This window comes from Streptomyces sp. NPDC007189 (assembly GCF_040703635.1).
Classification (GTDB): domain Bacteria; phylum Actinomycetota; class Actinomycetes; order Streptomycetales; family Streptomycetaceae; genus Streptomyces.
In genome coordinates, this window is sequence record NZ_JBEYEY010000024.1 from 66,487 (window position 1) to 84,743 (window position 18,257).

At 69.5% G+C, this 18,257-nt stretch carries 17 protein-coding genes and 2 pseudogenes; 11 read left to right on the forward strand and 8 right to left on the reverse strand.

Going from position 1 to position 18,257, the window contains the following annotated elements; genetic code table 11:
- Positions 1-9 precede the first annotated feature (9 nt).
- The 3 genes from AB0950_RS35655 to AB0950_RS35665 form a co-directional block, all read right to left on the reverse strand.
- Positions 10-294 carry an ATP-binding protein gene (locus AB0950_RS35655; protein ID WP_366780317.1) on the reverse strand — a complete coding sequence of 95 codons (285 nt, stop codon included), beginning with the start codon at positions 292-294 and terminating at the stop codon, positions 10-12.
- Between the two features lie 77 nt (positions 295-371).
- A complete protein-coding gene (locus tag AB0950_RS35660; RefSeq protein WP_366780289.1) occupies positions 372-1,646 on the reverse strand; it encodes an MFS transporter in 1,275 nt (424 codons plus the stop codon).
- A complete protein-coding gene (locus AB0950_RS35665; protein ID WP_366780290.1) occupies positions 1,643-2,773 on the reverse strand; it encodes a PLP-dependent cysteine synthase family protein in 1,131 nt (376 codons plus the stop codon). Before AB0950_RS35665 ends, AB0950_RS35660 begins: the two co-directional genes overlap by 4 nt.
- 798 nt (positions 2,774-3,571) lie before the next feature.
- Here AB0950_RS35665 and AB0950_RS35670 point away from each other — a divergent pair.
- The 5 genes and pseudogenes from AB0950_RS35670 to AB0950_RS35690 all read left to right on the forward strand — a co-directional run bounded on the left by AB0950_RS35670 (position 3,572) and on the right by AB0950_RS35690 (position 8,291).
- Positions 3,572-3,868, forward strand: a complete 297-nt coding sequence (locus AB0950_RS35670) for a heavy-metal-associated domain-containing protein (RefSeq protein WP_360575998.1) — start codon at positions 3,572-3,574, stop codon at positions 3,866-3,868.
- A gap of 112 nt (positions 3,869-3,980) precedes the next feature.
- Positions 3,981-6,262, forward strand: a pseudogene (locus tag AB0950_RS35675) (heavy metal translocating P-type ATPase).
- 153 nt (positions 6,263-6,415) lie between these two features.
- Complete coding sequence (locus tag AB0950_RS35680) at positions 6,416-6,874, forward strand: DUF6153 family protein (RefSeq protein WP_366780292.1); 459 nt, start codon at positions 6,416-6,418, stop codon at positions 6,872-6,874.
- Positions 6,875-6,967: 93 nt separating this feature from the next.
- Positions 6,968-7,612 (forward strand): DUF305 domain-containing protein, encoded by a 645-nt coding sequence (locus AB0950_RS35685; protein WP_366780293.1) that lies wholly within the window; start codon positions 6,968-6,970, stop codon positions 7,610-7,612.
- 364 nt (positions 7,613-7,976) lie between these two features.
- Positions 7,977-8,291, forward strand: coding sequence for a hypothetical protein (locus AB0950_RS35690; RefSeq protein WP_366780295.1), 315 nt, complete (start codon positions 7,977-7,979; stop codon positions 8,289-8,291).
- Positions 8,292-8,406: 115 nt separating this feature from the next.
- Here the strand turns inward: AB0950_RS35690 and AB0950_RS35695 are convergent, their stop codons facing one another.
- Positions 8,407-8,988 carry a TetR/AcrR family transcriptional regulator gene (locus AB0950_RS35695; RefSeq protein ID WP_366780296.1) on the reverse strand — a complete coding sequence of 194 codons (582 nt, stop codon included), beginning with the start codon at positions 8,986-8,988 and terminating at the stop codon, positions 8,407-8,409.
- A 76-nt stretch (positions 8,989-9,064) separates the two neighbouring features.
- Between AB0950_RS35695 and AB0950_RS35700 the strand changes: the two genes are divergently transcribed.
- Positions 9,065-9,289 carry a hypothetical protein gene (locus AB0950_RS35700; RefSeq protein WP_360161540.1) on the forward strand — a complete coding sequence of 75 codons (225 nt, stop codon included), beginning with the start codon at positions 9,065-9,067 and terminating at the stop codon, positions 9,287-9,289.
- The gene (locus tag AB0950_RS35705; protein ID WP_366780297.1) at positions 9,289-9,849 is read left to right on the forward strand and encodes a hypothetical protein; all 561 of its coding nucleotides are present in this window, start codon (positions 9,289-9,291) and stop codon (positions 9,847-9,849) included. The genes AB0950_RS35700 and AB0950_RS35705 overlap by 1 nt, the downstream gene beginning before the upstream one ends.
- 34 nt (positions 9,850-9,883) lie before the next feature.
- On the opposite strand, the gene AB0950_RS35710 is transcribed toward AB0950_RS35705, so the two are convergent.
- On the reverse strand, positions 9,884-10,666 hold the full coding sequence (locus AB0950_RS35710; protein ID WP_366780298.1) for a methyltransferase domain-containing protein: 783 nt from the start codon (positions 10,664-10,666) through the stop codon (positions 9,884-9,886).
- A gap of 28 nt (positions 10,667-10,694) precedes the next feature.
- Here AB0950_RS35710 and AB0950_RS35715 point away from each other — a divergent pair, with 28 nt between their 5' ends.
- Together AB0950_RS35715 and AB0950_RS35720 are read left to right on the forward strand one after the other, a co-directional pair.
- Positions 10,695-11,126 carry a MerR family transcriptional regulator gene (locus AB0950_RS35715; RefSeq protein ID WP_360161546.1) on the forward strand — a complete coding sequence of 144 codons (432 nt, stop codon included), beginning with the start codon at positions 10,695-10,697 and terminating at the stop codon, positions 11,124-11,126.
- Positions 11,127-11,262: 136 nt separating this feature from the next.
- Entirely contained in the window at positions 11,263-11,421 is a 159-nt protein-coding gene (locus tag AB0950_RS35720) for a hypothetical protein (protein ID WP_360161548.1), read from the forward strand.
- Between the two features lie 76 nt (positions 11,422-11,497).
- Here AB0950_RS35720 and AB0950_RS35725 read toward each other — a convergent pair whose 3' ends face one another.
- Complete coding sequence (locus AB0950_RS35725; protein WP_366780299.1) at positions 11,498-11,890, reverse strand: hypothetical protein; 393 nt, start codon at positions 11,888-11,890, stop codon at positions 11,498-11,500.
- Between the two features lie 607 nt (positions 11,891-12,497).
- On the opposite strand from AB0950_RS35725, the gene AB0950_RS35730 reads away from it, so the two are divergent.
- Together AB0950_RS35730 and AB0950_RS35735 are read left to right on the forward strand one after the other, a co-directional pair.
- Positions 12,498-14,114, forward strand: a complete 1,617-nt coding sequence (locus tag AB0950_RS35730; protein WP_366780300.1) for a flavin monoamine oxidase family protein — start codon at positions 12,498-12,500, stop codon at positions 14,112-14,114.
- 289 nt (positions 14,115-14,403) lie between these two features.
- Positions 14,404-16,470 carry a helix-turn-helix domain-containing protein gene (locus AB0950_RS35735; RefSeq protein WP_366780301.1) on the forward strand — a complete coding sequence of 689 codons (2,067 nt, stop codon included), beginning with the start codon at positions 14,404-14,406 and terminating at the stop codon, positions 16,468-16,470.
- A 130-nt stretch (positions 16,471-16,600) separates the two neighbouring features.
- Here the strand turns inward: AB0950_RS35735 and AB0950_RS35740 are convergent.
- Positions 16,601-16,825 (reverse strand): annotated as a pseudogene (locus tag AB0950_RS35740) (hypothetical protein); the annotation flags it as partial.
- A gap of 438 nt (positions 16,826-17,263) precedes the next feature.
- Entirely contained in the window at positions 17,264-18,223 is a 960-nt protein-coding gene (locus AB0950_RS35745; protein WP_366780302.1) for a hypothetical protein, read from the reverse strand.
- Between the last annotated feature and the right edge of the window lie 34 nt (positions 18,224-18,257).

The following is an 18,257-nucleotide window of genomic DNA, read 5'->3' on the forward strand; positions in this document are numbered from 1 at the left end:
GCGGGCTGCCTATTGTTGCGGTGGTTCGGTCGTGGTGGTGGGTCCTTTCGGTCGCTTGTTGGGCCGGTAGCTGGGGCCGTTCATGATGACCTGGTGGCTGGAGTTGATCAGCCGGTCCAGCAGCGACTCGGCGACGACCGGGTTGGGGAAGAGGGGATACCAGTCGCTGGGCGCCCTATTGCTGGTGATGATCAAGGACCGGCCCTGCCGCTCGGAGACGAGTTCAAATGCGTGCTTCGCTGGGCAGGAGCCGCCGCCACTATACCGGCAGGGGGTATGTCGGCCACTGAGCAGGCCCTACTCGGCTGAGGGGTCCGTCCTTCGTTGCCGTGCCGGCCAGCTCTCGAGCTCGCCGCAGGCTGGGCTCGCAGTCATGAGGTGACCCCCGCGGGTTGAGGGTGAGACGGCGCGCGGCCCCATCGGGCCAGGAGACTGACGGCGCCGGCGCACATCCCGCCGGTGGTCGCGAGGGCCCACCAGGTCAGCTCTGGCCGTCCCAGACGTTGGGCAGCATCCCAGACGGCACCGGTGGCGAGGTTGCCCAGCGTGATGCCCAGGCCCGAGACGGTGTTGTACAGGCCGTAGTGGGTGGCGACCAGGCGTCCGCCGGCGAGGGAGACGACGGTGTCCATCTCGAAGGGGTAGACCACCGCGGTGCCCAGTCCGAGCAGGGCCACCGCCATGACCAGGGGTGCCAGTGCCGCCGTCCAGGTCAGGAGGCCGGAGGCCTGCGTGACCGCGGTTGAGCCGACGGTCAGTGGGAGGAACGCTGCTCCCATGAGCGCGATGCCGTACACGATCGCGCGCTGCGCAGACCAGCGTGCTCGGGCCCAGGTGGTGATTTTCAGCTGGCCCGCCACGGCGACGGCTGCGGAGACCGCGAACAGGGCGGTGGTCACTGCGTCGCCGCTGTCTGGGGCCACGTGGTGTGCCTGCAGGGGCAGGGCGAGGTAGACCTGGAAGGACAGGATGTAGGAGCCGATCATGGCGGCGGAGAAGAGCAGGAACGGCCGGTTGCCGATCGCCGTGCGCCAGTCGGCCAGTACGCCGCCGCGCTCGGCCGGCGCTCTGTTCGTGCGGACCGGCAGCTTGCGCAGCTGGATGACCGTCAGGGCCAGGAACAGCAGCGCGGCCACCGTGCACACCAGTTGGAAGTCGGCGGCCAGCAGGGCGAGCCCGACCAACGGGCCGATGAACATGCCCGCCTGGTAGAAGACGTTGAAGGCGGCGAACGCTTCCACGCGCCGGTCCCCGGCCTCCTGTGCGAGATAGGCGCGTACCGCGGGGTTGAACAGCGCGCCGGCGAATCCGGTCGCCGCCGACGCCATGACGAGGGCGGGCAGCGAGTCGACGAAGCCCAGCAGGCCGAACCCGGCGGTCCGCAGGACGCACCCCGTGATGATCACGGGCTTGTAGCCGATTCGGTCGGCGAGCGTTCCGCCGATGAGGAACATGCCTTGCTGGGTGAAGTTGCGCACGCCCAGCACCAGGCCGACGGCCCAGGCGGCCATGCCCAGGCCGTCGGCCAGATGGACGGCAAGGTAGGGCATGAGCATGTAGAAGGCGGTGTTGATGGTGAACTGCTGGACCATCAGCAGGCGGGCGCACCCGTTGAACGACCGGAACTGGATGAGCAGGGACCTCATCGGAGAGCCCCTTCCGGCACCGTGACGTTGGTGCAGCGGGTCCACCGCTCGACCACGTAGTCGCCCGGGTGCGCGATCTCGTCCGGGTCGGCGGCCGGGGAGCAGTGGAGGAGGCCGTGCTCGCGGCAGTAGTCGTCGCTGTAGACGGTGTTCCAGTAGCGATGGACGCCGTCAGGGAAGATCGCCACGATACGGATGTGCTCCGGCTGCGTACGGGCCAGCCAGTTGCCGACCAGGGCGACCGCGCCCACACTCCAGCCGCCGCTGGCGTAGTGGCCGCGGGCCAGCTCGCGGCAGGTCCACACCGCTTCGCCGGGGGCCACCCAGTGCACTTCGTCGAAAGCGGTGTGGTCGACGTTGCGGGGGTGGATGCTGCTGCCCAGGCCACGCATCAGGCGCGGTCCGGCGGGCTGCCCGAAGACGGTTGAGTTGACCGAGTCGACGCCGACGAGCCTGAGCTCGGGGTTGAAGGTGCGAAGCGTGCGGGCAATCCCGGCCGAGTGGCCGCCGGTGCCGACCGCCGCCACCAGGACGTCGATCCGGCCGAGCTGGACGATAAGCTCGAGGGCGAGGGGCGCGTAGGCGTCAGCGTTGTCGGGGTTGTTGTACTGGTCGGGGCACCAGGCCGACGGCGTACGAACGAGCAGCTCGTGTACGCGCTGTCGGCGTGCCTGCTGCCAGCCGCCCACCGGATGGGGCTCGGTGACCACCTCCACGTGCGCGCCGAGCGCCCGTAGCTGGTGCACCATGAGCGGTTCCATTCCAGGGTCGCTGACCAGCGTGACCGGATGGCCATAGGTGATCCCGGCCAGGGCGAGTCCGAGGCCGAGCGTGCCGCTGGTGGACTCGATGACCGGGGCGCCCGGCGCGAGCTCACCGCGCTTGCGGGCGGCGGCGATCATGTGGAGCGCCGCCCGGTCCTTGATCCCGCCGGGATTGGTGCCCTCCAGCTTGGCCCAGAAGCCGCGGCCAGGAGGGTTGAAGGGCTCGCCGATCCACAGGACGGGTGTGTTGCCGACCATCCCGGCGGGCGATCGGCGCGGTAGGCCGGCCCGCCCGGGGAGTTCGTGTGCCGCGAGGAAGGAGTCGATGTCGCGCGGATTGATGCTGCGCAGGGCTGTGCTCATGTGGGGGTCCTTTCACGGCCCGTTCACCATGAGGGCCGCGCGTGTGCCGTACAGGGATGTGCCGGACGGCCCGGCTGATTTCGCCGGGCGGGCACGGTCAGGTACGGCTGACGCAGACCAGACGCAGCAGGTGACATCCATCAGGAGCCAATACGGCGGCCAGATCTCTACCTGGCGGCGCGCCGGATGGAAGGAGGTCCGCCACACGGTGACGGAGGCAGAGCAGAGCGAGCAGCATGAGCGTCAGGAGCGCCGCTCCCGCGGGTGCGCGCACGTCAGCGGGTGAGTCGGCCGAGCCGCAGCACCCAAGGCCGTGGCCTGGATGGTCGTGAGCTCCGTGGTCCAAGGAGCAGCTCACCGTCTCGTCCGCGAGGCGCGGACTGCTTGAGCCGGGCTCCTCGTAGGCCATCGGGGCGACCCTTGCCGCAGCATGGTCATGTCTCTCTGCCGGGTGCGCGGCACACGCGACCACGTGGGCCAGGAGCATCAGCACCAGACCCACGAGGAGGACGAGTGCCGGCTTGCGCGTATCCGCGCGACCGGCAGATTCCTGCAGCATGCGACAGATCGTAAACCGATTAGCACGCTTAGTCAGGTTACGTGCACGTATGGGCCAATACGCCGCACGGTCGGGGCCTGTCCGGCCGGGATAGCCGCGTCCAAGCCGAAGGGGGGCGAAGGCAGGCGGGGAGTAGAGGGATACCCCCTGGGGGTATAGTGTTGTCGCTGTCGAGGGGCGCGGGGAACTGCCGCCGTGCCCGAGGGCGACCCACGCATCCACACCGCTGAGGAAGAACCATGACCGAACAGACGAACACCAGCTCCTGCTGCGGCTGCTCCTGCGGCTCCGGCACGACGGAGGTCATCCAGGTCCAGGGAGCCGCTGTCACCACCGTCTACAAGGTGTCCGGCATGACCTGCGGCCACTGCGAGAGCGCGGTCTCCCAGGAGATATCCGCGCTGGAGGGCGTCAGCGCGGTGAAGGCCGTCGCCGAGACCGGCGAGGTCACCGTCACCTCCGCCGCGCCGCTCGACGAGGCGGCCGTCCGCGCCGCCGTCGACGAGGCCGGCTACGAACTCGTCGGCCAGTCCTGACCAGCGGCCGGGGGTTTCCCGTCCCCGGCCTCGTGCATTCCCTGCCCGCGCCGAGACTTACCGCTCCGCTGATACGGACGCCGTACGCCCCGGCCTCCTTCAGGAGCTACGCATGACCAGCACGGCATCGGAGAAGACGTCCCCCGACACGCAACCTTCCGCTATATCCGAGGTCGAACTGTCCATCGGCGGCATGACCTGCGCTTCCTGCGCGGCGCGGATCGAGAAGAAGCTCAACCGCATGGAGGGCGTCACGGCGACGGTCAACTTCGCCACCGAGAAGGCGAAGGTCGCGTATCCGGAGGGCGTCGAGGTCGCCGATCTCATCGCCACTGTGGTGAAAACCGGCTACACCGTCGAGGAGCCGGAGCCCCCCGCTTCCCCGGCCGCTGAGAAGGCCGAGGAGGAAGCCGCCCCGGCGGCCGACGGAGAGCTGCTCTCCCTCCGGCAGCGTCTGCTGGTCTCGCTGGCTCTCTCCATACCCGTGGTCCTGATGGCGATGGTGCCGGCGCTGCAGTTCGACAACTGGCAGTGGCTGTCGCTGACCCTGGCGGCTCCGGTCGTCGTCTGGGGGGCCTTCCCCTTCCACAAGGCGGCCTGGACGAACGCCCGGCATGGCGCCGCGACCATGGACACGCTGGTGTCCATCGGCACGCTCGCTGCCTTCGGCTGGTCGCTGTGGGCGCTGTTCTTCGGGCAGGCGGGCATGACCGGGATGCGGCACGGCTTTGAGTTCACCGTCTCCCGCACGGACGGTTCCTCCTCCATCTACCTGGAGGCTGCGGCCGGCGTGACCGCGTTCATCCTCGCCGGGCGCTACCTGGAGGCGAAGTCCAAGCGCAAGGCGGGCGCGGCGCTGCGGGCGCTGCTCGAACTGGGTGCGAAGGACGTCTCGGTGCTGCGCGGCGGCAGTGAGGTACGGATTCCGGTCTCGCAGCTGGTGGTCGGTGACCGCTTCGTCGTCCGGCCCGGTGAGAAGATCGCCACGGACGGTGCGGTTCTGGAGGGCGCCTCTGCGGTGGACGCTTCCATGCTGACGGGCGAGTCCGTGCCGGTGGACGTCACCGTGGGCGACGCGGTGACCGGCGCGACCGTGAACGCGGGCGGCCGGCTCGTGATCGAGGCCATCCGGGTGGGCGCCGATACCCAGCTCGCCCGGATGGCCAGGCTGGTCGAGGACGCGCAGAACGGCAAGGCCCAGGTGCAGCGCCTCGCCGACCGCATCTCCGCGGTCTTCGTACCGGTGGTCATCCTCCTCGCGCTGGGCACCATGCTGACCTGGCTGTTTGTCACCGGGGACGCGACCGCCGCGTTCACCGCCTCCGTCGCCGTCCTGATCATCGCCTGCCCCTGCGCGCTCGGTCTTGCCACCCCGACCGCGCTCATGGTCGGCACCGGGCGCGGAGCCCAGCTCGGCATCCTGATCAAGGGCCCGGAGGTCCTGGAGTCCACCCGCCGCGTCGACACCATCGTGCTGGACAAGACCGGCACCGTGACCACCGGCCGGATGGCCCTCCAGGAGGTGTACGTCGTCGAAGGCGTCGACAAGGACGAACTGCTGCGACTCGCAGGCTCGTTGGAACACGCCTCCGAGCATCCGATCGCCCAGGCCATCGCGGCGGGGGCGATCGACCGGACGGGCAGCCTGCCGGTGCCGGAGAACTTCGAGAACGTCGCCGGGCTCGGCGTCCAGGGCGTCGTCGACGGCCACGCCGTGCTCGTCGGCCGCGAACGGCTCCTGAAGGAATGGGTCATCGAACTTCCCCGCGAACTGGCCGAGGCCAAGGCCGAGGCGGAAGCGGAGGGCCGTACGGCGGTAGCCGTCGCCTGGGACGGCGCAGCGCGCGGCGTCCTGACCGTGGCCGACGCCATCAAGGACACCAGCGCCGAGGCGGTGGACGAGCTGCGGCGGCTGGGCCTGCGTCCCGTCCTGCTCACCGGCGACAACCAGCTCGTCGCCGAGTCAGTCGCCCGCTCCGTGGGAATCGACGAGGTGATCGCCGAGGTCCTGCCCCAGGACAAGGTCGACGTCGTCAAGCGTCTGCAGGCCGAGGGCCGTACGGTCGCGATGGTCGGCGACGGCGTCAACGACGCGGCCGCCCTGGCCACGGCCGACCTGGGCCTGGCGATGGGGACCGGCACGGACGCGGCGATCGAGGCGGGCGACCTGACCCTCGTACGAGGCGACCTGCGGGTGGCCGCTGACGCGATCCGGCTCTCCCGCAAGACCCTCGCCACGATCAAGGGCAACCTGTTCTGGGCCTTCGGCTACAACGTCGCCGCCCTGCCCCTGGCCGCCTTCGGCATGCTCAACCCGATGATCGCCGGTGCGGCGATGGCCTTCTCCTCGGTCTTCGTCGTCACCAACAGCTGCGACTGCGGTCCTTCAAATAGCCGCCAGAGCAATGCCCCGGAACCGCAGGCGCCCGGCCCACCCACCGGGCGGCTGCCGTTCTTGCCCGGACGCTCGTCGGCGGCTGCGTGAGCGCGCGGACTTCCGTTTCCGTACTCTCGGACAGAGAAGATCGTCGATTCGGAGGTCCCACGGTGAACGTGAGCCGATGCGTACGAGCAGCAGGCGCCCTCGCGCACCTGCTGCTCGTCGTCGTGCTCGCGCTCGGTGTGTTCATCATGCACACCGTGGGCCACCCGGACAGCTCATCCTCTGCGGGGATGAGCACCGCGTCCCAGACATCGTCTCCGGCCATGGACCACGGTCCGGCAGCCCACGACACTGCTGCTACGGACGGTCACAGCGGCGGGAGTCAGGCAGCGGGCCCGGAGCACTCCACGTCCACGCACTCGCCCGTGATGGCGATGGACATGCTGTCCCTGTGCATCGCCGTCATGGTCGGCGCCGGGGTCCTCGCCGCGCTGCTGCGTGCGGCGCTCTCACGCCATCCCGACTGGCTGCCCGGCCTCCTCGCCCGGGTGTCTGCCCTGCAACGGCCCCACCCTCCGCCACGCGGGCCGGATCTCACCCAGTTGTCGGTCCTTCGGCTGTAGGCCGCATCGCCCCGTGGGCGCGCATCCCGCGCGACCCCGCGATTCCAGCTGCCACACAAGCCAGAAGAACCGACACACGAGGTGAAACCGATCGTGAACTCCTTCACTCGCGCCCTGCGCCGCAAGTCCAGCCGCCGCATCGCCGCCGCGGGCGTGGCCGTTGCGGGAGCCCTGCTGCTCTCCGCCTGCGGCAGCAGCGACGACCACAGCGGCATGAGCGGAATGGACCACGGCAGCAGTGCGTCCTCCGCCACGCCTTCGGCGACCGCGAAGGCCGGCGACTTCAACGAGGCGGACGTCAAGTTCGCGCAGATGATGATCCCGCACCACGAGCAGGCCGTGGAGATGGCCAAGCTGGCCGACGGACGCGCCTCGGACTCGGAGATCAAGGACATCGCGAGCAAGATCGAGAAGGCCCAGGGTCCCGAGATCAACACGATGAAGGGCTGGCTGCAGTCCTGGGGCAAGCCCACCGCGATGGGGGACATGCCGGGCATGGACATGGGCGACGGCATGATGTCCGACAAGGACATGACGGAACTGAAGTCCATGAAGGGCGCCGAGTTCGACAAGATGTTCGCCCAGATGATGATCGAGCACCACAACGGTGCGATCTCCATGGCCAAGGACGAGCAGAACAAGGGCCAGAACGCCGACGCGAAGAAGCTGGCCGGCGCCATCGTCACGGGCCAGTCGGCCGAGGTCAAGCAGCTGAAGAGCATCCTCGACCGGCTCTGATCCGAGGTATCGCTGTAGGGCATCACGCGTGACCGCTCCGGGCTTCGCCGGCTCACACCGGCGGGCCGGGGCGGTCGCGCCCCACTCCTTCATCCGGACGCGCCCAGCCTCAGCCTCGGGCGTTCCTACCGACTCCTTCGAGGCACCCCGTGAACATCCGCCATGCCGCCGCCGCAGTCGCCTCGGTGATGTTCTTCGCCGATCCCGTAGCGGCCTTCGGCAACGTCGGCCGGGCGCTGCGCCCCGGCGGGTGCCTGGCGTTCGTCTGCCCGGCCTATGCCACGCTCAACGACTGGGTGGCTGCGATGGAATCACTGCGCGGCTTCCTGCCGTCGGCGACTTCGGGCGGCCCGGGCTGCCCGGCATGTTCTCCCAGGCCTCCGCGGACCGCATTGACGAGGTCCTCACCGCGGCTGGATTTACCGGCGTCACCATCAGCCGGGCGCAGGCGTATGGGTCGTGGGAACACGGAGCCGAGGACGCGGCGGAGTTCCTGCTGGGGACGGGCCCCGCTCGCCACCTTATGGAGCAGGCCGACACGACTGGGCGCGCCCGCGCCCGCCGCACCCTGACGGAACTGCTGCGCGACCACGAGGCGTCGGACGACACGGTGCGACTGCTCAGCACTTCGTGGCTGGTTACGGCGCACCGCCCGGTCGACCGATCAGACAGGCTTTGATACGTCGGTGTCGCACACGACCGCCCGATCATCAGCGGCGTCGGCAGTCCTCAACCACCATGCGCCAAACCGGGACTCACAGTGACCCGCTCGGTGGCAACCACCGAAGACCACGTCATGCGCACTTCTGGGGGCGCAACCCTGCCAGCGTCACGGCGACGAGCCTCTGGATGGCCGCCTTGGACGTCAGGTCCCCGGCGCCAGCCAGGGCATGCAGGCAGTAGCTCGCCAACTCGTCGGGCCCGACGTCGTCCCGGACCTGGCCCGCCTCGACGCCTTCGGCCAGCAAGCCCTGGAGGAAGTGGCGAAGATGCTGCTCGGCGTGGGCGATATGCCCGCCCTGGTGAAGAACAGCCGAGAGCTCTCCGCCATGGCCGTGCCGCCGCTGCTGGATGAACGCATACGCCTCCAGTACCGCCTCCAGGCGCTCGCCGGGAGTGCCGGGGCGGTCCCGGAGTTCGGCCAGCTGGTGGAGATGGCCGGTGATCTGGCGTTCATGCCCGGCCATCAGGATCGACTCGACATCCGGGAAGTATTTGTAGAGCGTGGCCCGGCCGATGCCGCTCTGCTCGGCGATCCGCGACATGGTCACGCCTCTCAGGCCGTGCTCGGCCACGAGCGCCGCGGTGGTCTCCAGCACGGTGTCCCGTACGGCGCGGCGGTGCTCCTCGATCGTCTCGTTCCACAGCTTCGGCACCACAACAGTGTACGGGCCGACGCCAACGATACAACACGACTTGACAGAGACATCGTGTCTCGATAAATCTGCCGCCATGAAAGAAGAGCAGCAGGACCGCACCCATCCGGCAGGTGCGGGCCGTACGGCCGACTCGCCGCCCCGGCCCGCCGCCGGCTCCACCCCCGGCCCGGAAAAGCCCCCCGGCACGCCGCGCTGGGTGAAGGTGTCCGGCGCGGTGGCGCTGGCCTTCGTCGTGGTCTTCCTCGTGCTCCACCTCAGCGGCGCGATGGGACCTGGCATGCACGGGGGCGGCCACTGATGGTGACGCCGCCCGGCTTCCGCAAAGTCGCGCTCACCGCGCACGTCGCGTCTTCTGTCGGCTGGCTCGGCTCGGTCGCCGCCTTTTTGGTGCTCGCTGTCGCCGGACTGACCGGCCAGGACGCCCAACGTGTCCGCGGCGCCTATCTCGCCATGGACGTGACCGGCTGGTACGTGATCGTCCCGCTGGCCTTCGCGGCGTTGCTGACCGGGCTGATCCAGTCGCTGGGCACCACATGGGGGCTGTTCCGCCACTACTGGGTGCTGGCGAAACTCGCCCTGACCGTCCTGGCAACGTTTCTCCTCCTGCTGCACATGCAGGTCACCGACCAGGTCGCGGAAGCGGCGGCACGGACGAATCTCACCAGCACCGACCTCAGCGGGATGCGGGAACAGTTGGTGTTCGACGCCGCGGCCGCCGTGGCCGTACTGTTCGCCACCACGGCACTGTCGGTCTTCAAACCACGCGGGATCACCCGGTACGGGTGGCGGGTGCAGACGGGGCAACGTGCGCGCGCCGCAGGTGCGGCCATCGATACGGCAGCACGGGCCCAAGCCTGACTGAGCCACACCCGGCGCGGCGCCGCCTATCGACTCAACTGGGCACGGTTGCCGCCGCCACGAACACCGGCAGGGCGAGGAACAGCCGGTCGGCGCCGGCCCGGGTGCGCTGTCCGGCGATCCAGCCGTCCGCGTCATGGCGGGTGACCGCGCCGGACGAACAGGCGGCCTCGGCCAGCCCGACCAGCAACGGCAGCATCGCCGTCCCGGTGAAGACCCCGGTGCGCACTTCCACCGTTACCTCGTCGAAGCCCGCGTCCAGCAACAGGTTGCGATATCGCCGAGCAGCTCGCGGGCTGGCGATCAGATCTGCACGGGCATGGACGATGGTGCGGGTCAGGACAGGGTCGTCGGAGTCGATGACGAAGGTGTCCCAGTCCTGCCCGACCAGCACGATGCGGCCGCCCGGTCGGAGGACCCGCCGTGCCTGCGCCAACGCGCGCTCTGGCTCGGCCAGTTCGTGGAAGACCTTGTCCGCCCGGTAGCCGTCGACCGACGCGTCCGCCAGCGGCAGGTCATGGGCGCCCGCGACCCGGAAGTCCGCCCCGGGCCACCGGCCGCGGGCGACGGCGATCATCCGCGTGTCCGGGTCCACGCCGACGGCCTTGACGCCCCGCTCAGCCAGTTCCATCACCGCGCGTCCGGCACCACAACCCACATCCACGACGGACATGCCGGGACCCGCACCCAGCAATGCATAGGAACGCTCTCGCAGTTCCACGACACCGGGCAGGCGGTCGGCCGCATCCAGGAGCGCGATGAGGTCGTCCGTCGGCTCTTGCACCTGTCCCGCTTTCTCACCCATTTCCTTGGTCATGAGCGCCAGGCTGCGACTTAATGTCGGCATGAAGTCAAGCGGCGAACATGAGACGTTGAGCATCGGTGCCCTCGCCGAACGCTTCGGACTGGCCACCCACGTTCTTCGCCACTGGGAGAGCATGGGCCTGCTCAGCCCGGTACGCGACGGCGCCGGCCGCCGTCGCTACAGCCCTGCCGACCTCACCCGCGTAGCGGTGATCCTGCGGGCCAAGGAAGCGGGCCTCTCTTTGGACACGATCCGCTCCCTGGCCGCCACTGCCGATCCCGGCCTCCGGCGCGGCATCCTCCAGCGGGAGGCGGAGGCCCTTCGATCCCGCATCGCTGCCGTCCAAGCCTCACTCAAGCTCATCGAGTGCGCCCTGGACTGCGACCACGAGGACTTCACCCAGTGCCCGCACTACCGGCAGATGGCCGCCGAACGCATCGGTGCCGAGTCCCCGGTGCACGTCCCGGTGTGAGCCGATCGGCGAAGGCGGCCCGCATCACAGGATTCACGTTCAGGGACACCGGCTCGCTCGCCGCCGGGCGGATTCCCGGTAGCGGCCGGCGTCCCATGCGATCGCCCAGCGGAACGTCCTCGCGGACGCGACCACGGTGGCCGCGCGAACCCTGTTGGTCGGCGAGTTCATCACCGCTAAGTCGGGCGGCTATCCGCCGCCGAAGCGGTTCATGGAGCTGCTGATGCTCAAGCCGCAGCTCCGGCGTCGGCAGAAGACGCAGACGGTGACGGCCGAACTGCTGCCGTTGGACTGAACTCCCCCAGTCGCTGCCGCCCAAGGGGTGGTGCTGGCGGTGGTCTGCGGGGCCGGACGTGGCCTGATGCGGCGCGTCAGATCGCTTGTCGGCCGGCCGCCGCGCCGCCGGGATCACGGCCAGCATGGCCGGCGGCGGCCAGACAGGCCGCCGCGTCGGAGAGGTAGACGGACCACGCCACTGCGCGGTGGGGGTTGCGGGCACGAGAGAGGTCGTGGCTGATGCGAGTGCGTAGTTTCCTGCGGTAAAGGAGCAGGGCTTCGTGTTCGAGGGGGACCAAGGCGTCGTTGCGCGAGTCGGCCGCCTGGGCAATGCCCGTTTTGATGAGGGCGTGCAACTGCTCGCGCAGCGCGAGGATGCGGGTGCGGTCGTCGTCCTGGCGCTGGTGGCGGCGTATGAGAGCTTGCTGGGCCCAGTGTCCGAGGTGGCCGAGGGCGGCGGTGAGCAAGGGGAGTAGCCAGGTGGTCATGGCCGGTTATTGTGGCGGGTTGTGGCCGAGACCTGGTGTCGGGGAAGCAGCGGTGGTGGTCGCGGGCAACGTGCTCCAGACCGCGGGAGAGGCTCGGCAAACGCCTGGATCGGGCGCTCCCCCTCAGGTGACCTACCCGTCAAAGGCCGGTCACCACGGCACCATCGGCAGTGCCCTGGACGATGCGGACGACTGGTGATGGGCGAAGTGGCACACCCGGTGGACAGCTTGGTGGTCAGCTGAAGGCCGCAGCCTCCGAGCAGGAGCCGGCACCAGAACGTGTCACCGTCGTGCTGGCGACGGAAGGCCTCCAACTCGATCGCCTCCAGCGGAAGCACCAGGGGCTCATCGGGGTCCGTGCTCCCCAGGACCGCCGTCTGAATCTGCCTCTTGTCACCGCGCACGCATCCCCACGCTTCATCCCGACTCATCGTGCCATCAGCCGCGTTGGCCTCACAGCCGGTCGGGGGTGCCTTCGGTCCCGCGCGTCGATGTCTCTTCGGCTCTGCGCCTGCAGAAACGTGCGGGATACACGAATGCGTCGTACGCCGTAACTGTCCATTGGCACGCTTCCCCCGTCGTTCAAGATCGGAAGGGGAGCCCCTCCATGGCAGAGCCTCAAGTCGGGACGGGAACAAGTCGACGCGCGTTCCTGCGCAGTGTGGGTGTGACCGGCGGCGCCGGCGCCATGTTCGCCACGATGGGGGCGCTCGGCCTCGCCCCCACCGCCGCCTACGCAGCGGAGAAGGAAGTACCGTTCCGCGCCCCTAGGCAGAGCGACTTCACCCTCCAGGGCCGCAAGGGCAGGCCCGTCAAGGTCGTCGTCATCGGCGGCGGCATCGCCGGTCTCACCTCCGCCTACGAACTCGGCAAGGCCGGCTACGACTGTACGGTCCTCGAAGCACGCGATCGCGTCGGAGGCCGCAACCTCACCGTCCGCGGCGGCGACCGGCTGACCGACATCAACGGTGTCAGCCAGACCGCGGGATTCAGCAAGGGCCAGTACATGAACGCCGGCCCCGCACGCCTCGCCCAGTGGATGGTCACCCTCGACTACTGCCGCGAGCTCGGCGTGCCCATCGAGGTCTTCACCAACGCCAATGCCGGCGCGCTCATCTACAACGAGACCACCGGCATGAAGGCGCCGGTCCAGTACCGCACCGCCAAGGCCGACGTCTACGGCTACGTCTCCGAGTTGCTGTCCAAGGCCACCAACTCTGGTGCCTTGGATGCCGAGTTGACGGCGGACGACAAGGAACGGCTGCTCACCTTCCTCAAGAGCTACGGCTCGCTCGGCTCCGACTACACGTACACGGGGACCGAACACCGCGGCTTCAGCGTCGACCCGGGTGCCGCCGGCACCCCCGGCGAGGAACTCGGCGACGTACCCTCCCTCTCCGACGTGTTCGCCTCCAACGTGGGCCGCTACTTCTCCTTCGAGTTCGGCTACGACCAGGCGATGCTGATGTTCCAGCCCGTCGGCGGCATGGACCGGATACCGATGGCGTTCGCCCGCGCCATAGGCGAGGAGAAGATCCGCACCGGCGCACCCGTCACCGACATCAAGAACACCTCCGACGGCGTGCTGATCACCTACACCCAGAACGGCCGTACCCGCACCATCACGGCCGACTACTGCATCGCCACCCTCGCCCCGCACATCCTGGCCAAGACCTCGCACAACCTCGGCACCGCCGTGCAGACCGCCCTGCGGGCGGTGAAACCGTCCTACGCCTCCAAGATCGGCCTCGAGTACAAGAGCCGCTGGTGGGAGAGGGATTTCAGGATCTTCGGTGGCATCACCGAGACCGACCTGGACCTCGATCACATCTGGTACCCGTCCTACGGGCACCTTGGCGAGCGTGGCCTGATCATCGGCTACTACAACACGGGCGCCCACTCCGACGTGTACTCGGCCCTCACCCCTGCCCAGCGCCTGGAACGCGCCCTCGACCAGGGCGTCAAGATCCACGGCGGCAAGTACCGCAGCGAACTCGCCGCGTCCTACTCCCACCAGTGGAAGCTCGTCCCCTACCTCGAAAGCGCCTGGCACTCCATGCCCGGCGGCCCCGACGCACCGGCGTACGCGCCGCTCAACACGGCCCAGGGGCACGTGTACTTCGCCGGCGACTACCTCAGCTATCTGGACGCCTGGCAGCACGGTGCGATCTCCTCTGCCCGCAAGGTCGTCACCGAGCTGCACCAGCGCGTGCTCGCCTCCTGATGCGCCCTCGCGGCCCGTTCGGCCGCAGGGCAGCGTCTTGCTGTACGGTTCGTCGCTCCCCACGGGGCACAAGTCGCGCCGTGGTGGTCTCTCCGTCGCTCCCCACGCGCAGAGGTCGGGCGGAGTGGGTCAGCGCTACCGCTGAGTTCTCCGCGGTCGCTCTCCACACGTATGGGTCGGACGGTGTCCACTCACACCATCCGTAAGTCTGCGGCTACTGGAGGTGGTCGTCGGGAACTGACAGGGCGAATATTCGGTTAAGGCCTCCCAGTGAGGGGAGGTGGGGTGGGTGGTGTCGGAGGCGGAGTTGTTCGCGGCGGTGGATGCGCTGCTGGAGGAAGGCGCGTCGTTGCCGCCGCCGGTGGAGTGTGCGCGTTTGCGGGAGGCTGCAGGGATCAGCCAGTCCGCTCTGGCCCGGGTGATGCGGGCGACGACGCAGACGGTGAAGAACTGGGAGAACGGCCGTTCGGTGCCGCAGGGTCCGAGGCTCGCGGCGTACCGGCGGCTGCTTGAGGGCTGGGCGGCGAAGTACCCCGCGCCCGCCGAGGGCGGTCCCGCTGCCGCCACAGCCTCGAGGCGCCGGCCGGTGCCGGGGGAGCAGGAAGCCACCGGCCCGGCCGGTTCCCGCGCCCGGCAGCCGTCCGATGAGGAGACAGGCCGCCGCTCCCCGCAGAGGGCTGCGGCACCCCCGGCGTCCGATCCGCGGTTCCCTCACGGTCCGCTCGCCGTGCTGGACGGTGACGGCGCCGCCCATGGCAGCGGTGGCATCGTCCTGGAGTGCCCGGCGGCCTCGGTGGCGGAGCTGGTGCAGTGGGCGGGCGCCGAGTCCGGTCTTGGTGCGCCGCGTCTGCACCGGTACGGCAAGGAAGCCGATCCGCTGATCGTGCTGACCACAGCCGCGGCCGCGAGGCTCGGACTGCCCGAGCATCTGGAGGACCACGACGAGTACCGCAGGCACCTGCCCGAAGACCACCCCGTGGTCGAATCCCTGGTTAAAGACGGTTGGCGTCTCACGCGCCGGGGGTTCGGCCCCTGGACCCGCATCTCTCTCACGGTCGAAGGGGGAGCGCGGCAGGGCGTACGACTGGCGATCCTGCCGTGGAACGCCCTGGATGAGCGTCTGTGGCCGGGTGTCGCCGGGATGGATCCGGCCGGCATCGCCCGCACGCTCGGCGTCTTTGCGGAGCGGGTGATCACCCCGCGCGGCTCGCCCGCCCTGGCGGGCCTTGACCTGATGACCGCGCTGCGCCCGCCCACCCGCCCGGAACGGGACAAGGCGACCGGGAACTGGGTGCCCGCCCCCAACCCTGGCTCGCTCGGCACGGAGCCGGTGGATCCGGCGCCCCCGGAAGCCGGCCCCGCTCACCCCCTGGTCGTCCAGTCCGGGTGGAGCGGCGCCTTCCTGGACGAGGAGGCGTTCGAGTGGGTGCGGGACAGTGACCTGCTGACTGATGAGGAGCGCCGCCTGCCTTTCGCGGTGGGCGTGGAGGTGAATGCGCCGCTCCTGGCGGCTGCCGCCCGTCTGCCGGTGGGCCTGTCGGAGCCTGTGCATGTCGTGGATCCGCCGTTCGACCCCAGGATTCCAGGTTGCTGGTTGGTCGACCTCTCGCACGTCGAGGTGGGCCCCCGTCTGCCCAGCCCGTTCACCCCGACCGGTCATCGCCCCGAGGGCCCGGCCTGGTACCAGACGCACAGCGTCGCCTACGCCCAGGAACTCGGCTGCAACGTGCACCCCTTGGAGGCCTATCTGCGCCGCGAGAAGGGCGCCTACCTGCAGCCGTGGCACGACCGCCTCAAGAGCGCCTACCTCGACACCCTCGCCGACCTCGGCGTCACCCCGGACCTGCCCGACGCCGAATTTCTGGAAGCGATGGGCCGGCACAGGCAGGTCGACCCCGCTCTGGCCACCGTCCTTGCGGCTATCGAGGCCACCGTCGAGGGCGGCATCGGCAAGCTCGGTGAACGCCCACGAGGCAGACGCCACCGGGAAGGCGAGCGGTGGCCGGCCCTCGAGCGGGCGACCTGGCGGCCGGACATCCGTGCCGCGGTCGTCTCCAAGGCCCGGATCAGCTTGCACCGCAGACTGCTGGCTATGGCGAGGATGACCGGCCGGTATCCGCTGGCGGTGTGCTCCGGCTGCGTCGTCTATCCCAGCCCGGGCCCTTCGCCGGTGGACTTCCTGCCCTACAGCGCCTCCGGCAAGGCCCAGCCCGCCGGTTTCCGTCTGGGGCTCGCCCCCGGCATGGTCCGGCTGAAGGGCGTTCGGCCGATGCCGTGGGCGCTCGGGCTCATGGAGCAGGGACACAGCCCCGCCTGCCACATCGAGGAGGGCGACCCGGCCCTCCACGGCGAATAGCTTCAGGTGACCGGCCCGGCTTTGGCCAGGGCCCGTGTGCGGACGGCGGCTACAGAGCGCCACGGTCGGAGGACCGCAGACACCCGGGCGCCGGTCAGCCGGCAGACGTGCGGGGTGCGGTGAGGGGCTGTCAGCTCAGTCCGAGCTTGTGCAGGGCGGTGGTCCAGTCGGTGGCGATCGCCTTCTGGGCCGCTGCCAGTGTGATCTTGCCCGTGCAGACCGCGGTGTGCAGCGGTGCTTCGACGGAGTCCTTGCGGTTGTTGACGCCGTGGGTTCGGTGGCCGGGGTCGGGTTCTTCCACCCACAGGTTGCGGGGATCGTTCGGGTCGCCGCCCAGTTCGAGGCTGATGAGGTGACATCCGGGGTTGCTGATGAGTGCCGCTGGTGTCGCTGACGGGCGGCAAAGGACCGGCTTTGGGCCCGCGGGGTGGCCACTATCTGGGGTTGTTCGCTCATGACGGTGACGCTGCTGACGATCGGCCCTCCCGCAAGACACGCGATCCCGTAAGCGTGACCTCGATTGCCAGGGCGGCCGGCGTGTCCGCCGACTTCATCTACCGCCGCCCAGTCCTGCGCCCGCAGGTCGAGGCCCTCCGCAGGGCACGACGCGATGCCGCCCCCGACGACGCCCACAATCCGACACCGAGGCAGCGCCAGCACCCTGATCCGCCACCTCACTCAGCAACTCGCCACCGAGTCCCGCAAACACCGCGAAGACGTCGCCAGTTGCAAGCCGCCCTCGCCGCGGCCCACGGTGAGCTCTTCGCACTTCGACGACAGCCCCAGAGCGGTATTAGTTAGCCATGAAGTCGTTGTCGACGGCGGGGGCGATGCGGGTGAGCCAGAACTCCGCCTCGTCCGGTTCGAGGACCCGATCAAGGTTGAGGGTAGGGATCATATTCTGGAAGACCCGGCCGATGCCCATGCCATAGTCTCCGTTCGGTGGGTGCAGTACCAGCACCCGGGTGCCATCGAGCGGCTCGATGTCGGCGGGCACCCCTTCCGGGTAGACGTAGGCGCCATGGCCGTCGAAAAGGCGGAAACGGCGGAGCGCCGGATTACCGGGGCCCAGGTACGGGTCAGCGTCCGTCGCTGCCGCGACCCACGAGCGGTCGGGGCGCGCTCCTGGGACCATGCCTTGGTCGGAGTCGCCGATAAGCCGGTCCGCGAGCAGGGTGTGCAGCTGAAAGTTGTCCCCGACACCGCTCATCGTGAGGGCATAACCCGTCCGCGCACGGGGGTTGAGGACGACCAGCGGCTCGTCATCCAGGACGGCAGCCAGGTCTCTGACCCAAGCGGCGCGCTGCGACCGGTCGGCGACCGCTGCTGCGTACTCCCGCAGCTCAGCCTTGACCTCAGTGGGTACCGCCGCCCGGAAGGGACCGTGCTCCAAGACGGTGATCAGCGCCTTGAGCCAGTCCTCCATATCGAACCAGGACATGGCGATCCGGGTCATGTCCCCCTTGTCCGGCCGCCCTTTCGGTCGGGCCAGGGTGACAAGAGCCTGCACCAGCTGCTTCGTACTGGCGCTCACCTGCTCCGGCAACGGCCGCCCGGGAGCCGCTTCGGCCCAGCACCCCGGGACCAGATCATTGAGCATCATCGCCTCCGCCGCACGCTGTGGCAGCACGTCGGCGAGCGCCATTGGTGAACCGCCCCACTCGACGCACGCCCCCGCCAGGAGGGCCGTCTTGGCGAAGTCGCCGGCCAAACCCGGCAGCCACGGAGCAAGAGCTTCGACCGCGGCGGTCAAACTCGCGGGACCTCCCGCACGCGCAGTGTCCCCC

Excerpts from the sequence above, each read along its gene's own strand:
- AB0950_RS35660 (WP_366780289.1), bottom strand. The coding sequence starts at position 1,646 with ATGAGGTCCCTGCTCATCCAGTTCCGGTCGTTCAACGGGTGCGCCCGC.
- AB0950_RS35690 (WP_366780295.1), top strand. The coding sequence starts at position 7,977 with ATGTTCTCCCAGGCCTCCGCGGACCGCATTGACGAGGTCCTCACCGCG.
- AB0950_RS35725 (WP_366780299.1), bottom strand. The coding sequence starts at position 11,890 with ATGACCACCTGGCTACTCCCCTTGCTCACCGCCGCCCTCGGCCACCTC.
- AB0950_RS35665 (WP_366780290.1), bottom strand. The coding sequence starts at position 2,773 with ATGAGCACAGCCCTGCGCAGCATCAATCCGCGCGACATCGACTCCTTC.
- AB0950_RS35710 (WP_366780298.1), bottom strand. The coding sequence starts at position 10,666 with ATGACCAAGGAAATGGGTGAGAAAGCGGGACAGGTGCAAGAGCCGACG.
- AB0950_RS35670 (WP_360575998.1), top strand. The coding sequence starts at position 3,572 with ATGACCGAACAGACGAACACCAGCTCCTGCTGCGGCTGCTCCTGCGGC.
- AB0950_RS35730 (WP_366780300.1), top strand. The coding sequence starts at position 12,498 with ATGGCAGAGCCTCAAGTCGGGACGGGAACAAGTCGACGCGCGTTCCTG.
- AB0950_RS35705 (WP_366780297.1), top strand. The coding sequence starts at position 9,289 with ATGGTGACGCCGCCCGGCTTCCGCAAAGTCGCGCTCACCGCGCACGTC.
- AB0950_RS35700 (WP_360161540.1), top strand. The coding sequence starts at position 9,065 with ATGAAAGAAGAGCAGCAGGACCGCACCCATCCGGCAGGTGCGGGCCGT.
- AB0950_RS35715 (WP_360161546.1), top strand. The coding sequence starts at position 10,695 with ATGAAGTCAAGCGGCGAACATGAGACGTTGAGCATCGGTGCCCTCGCC.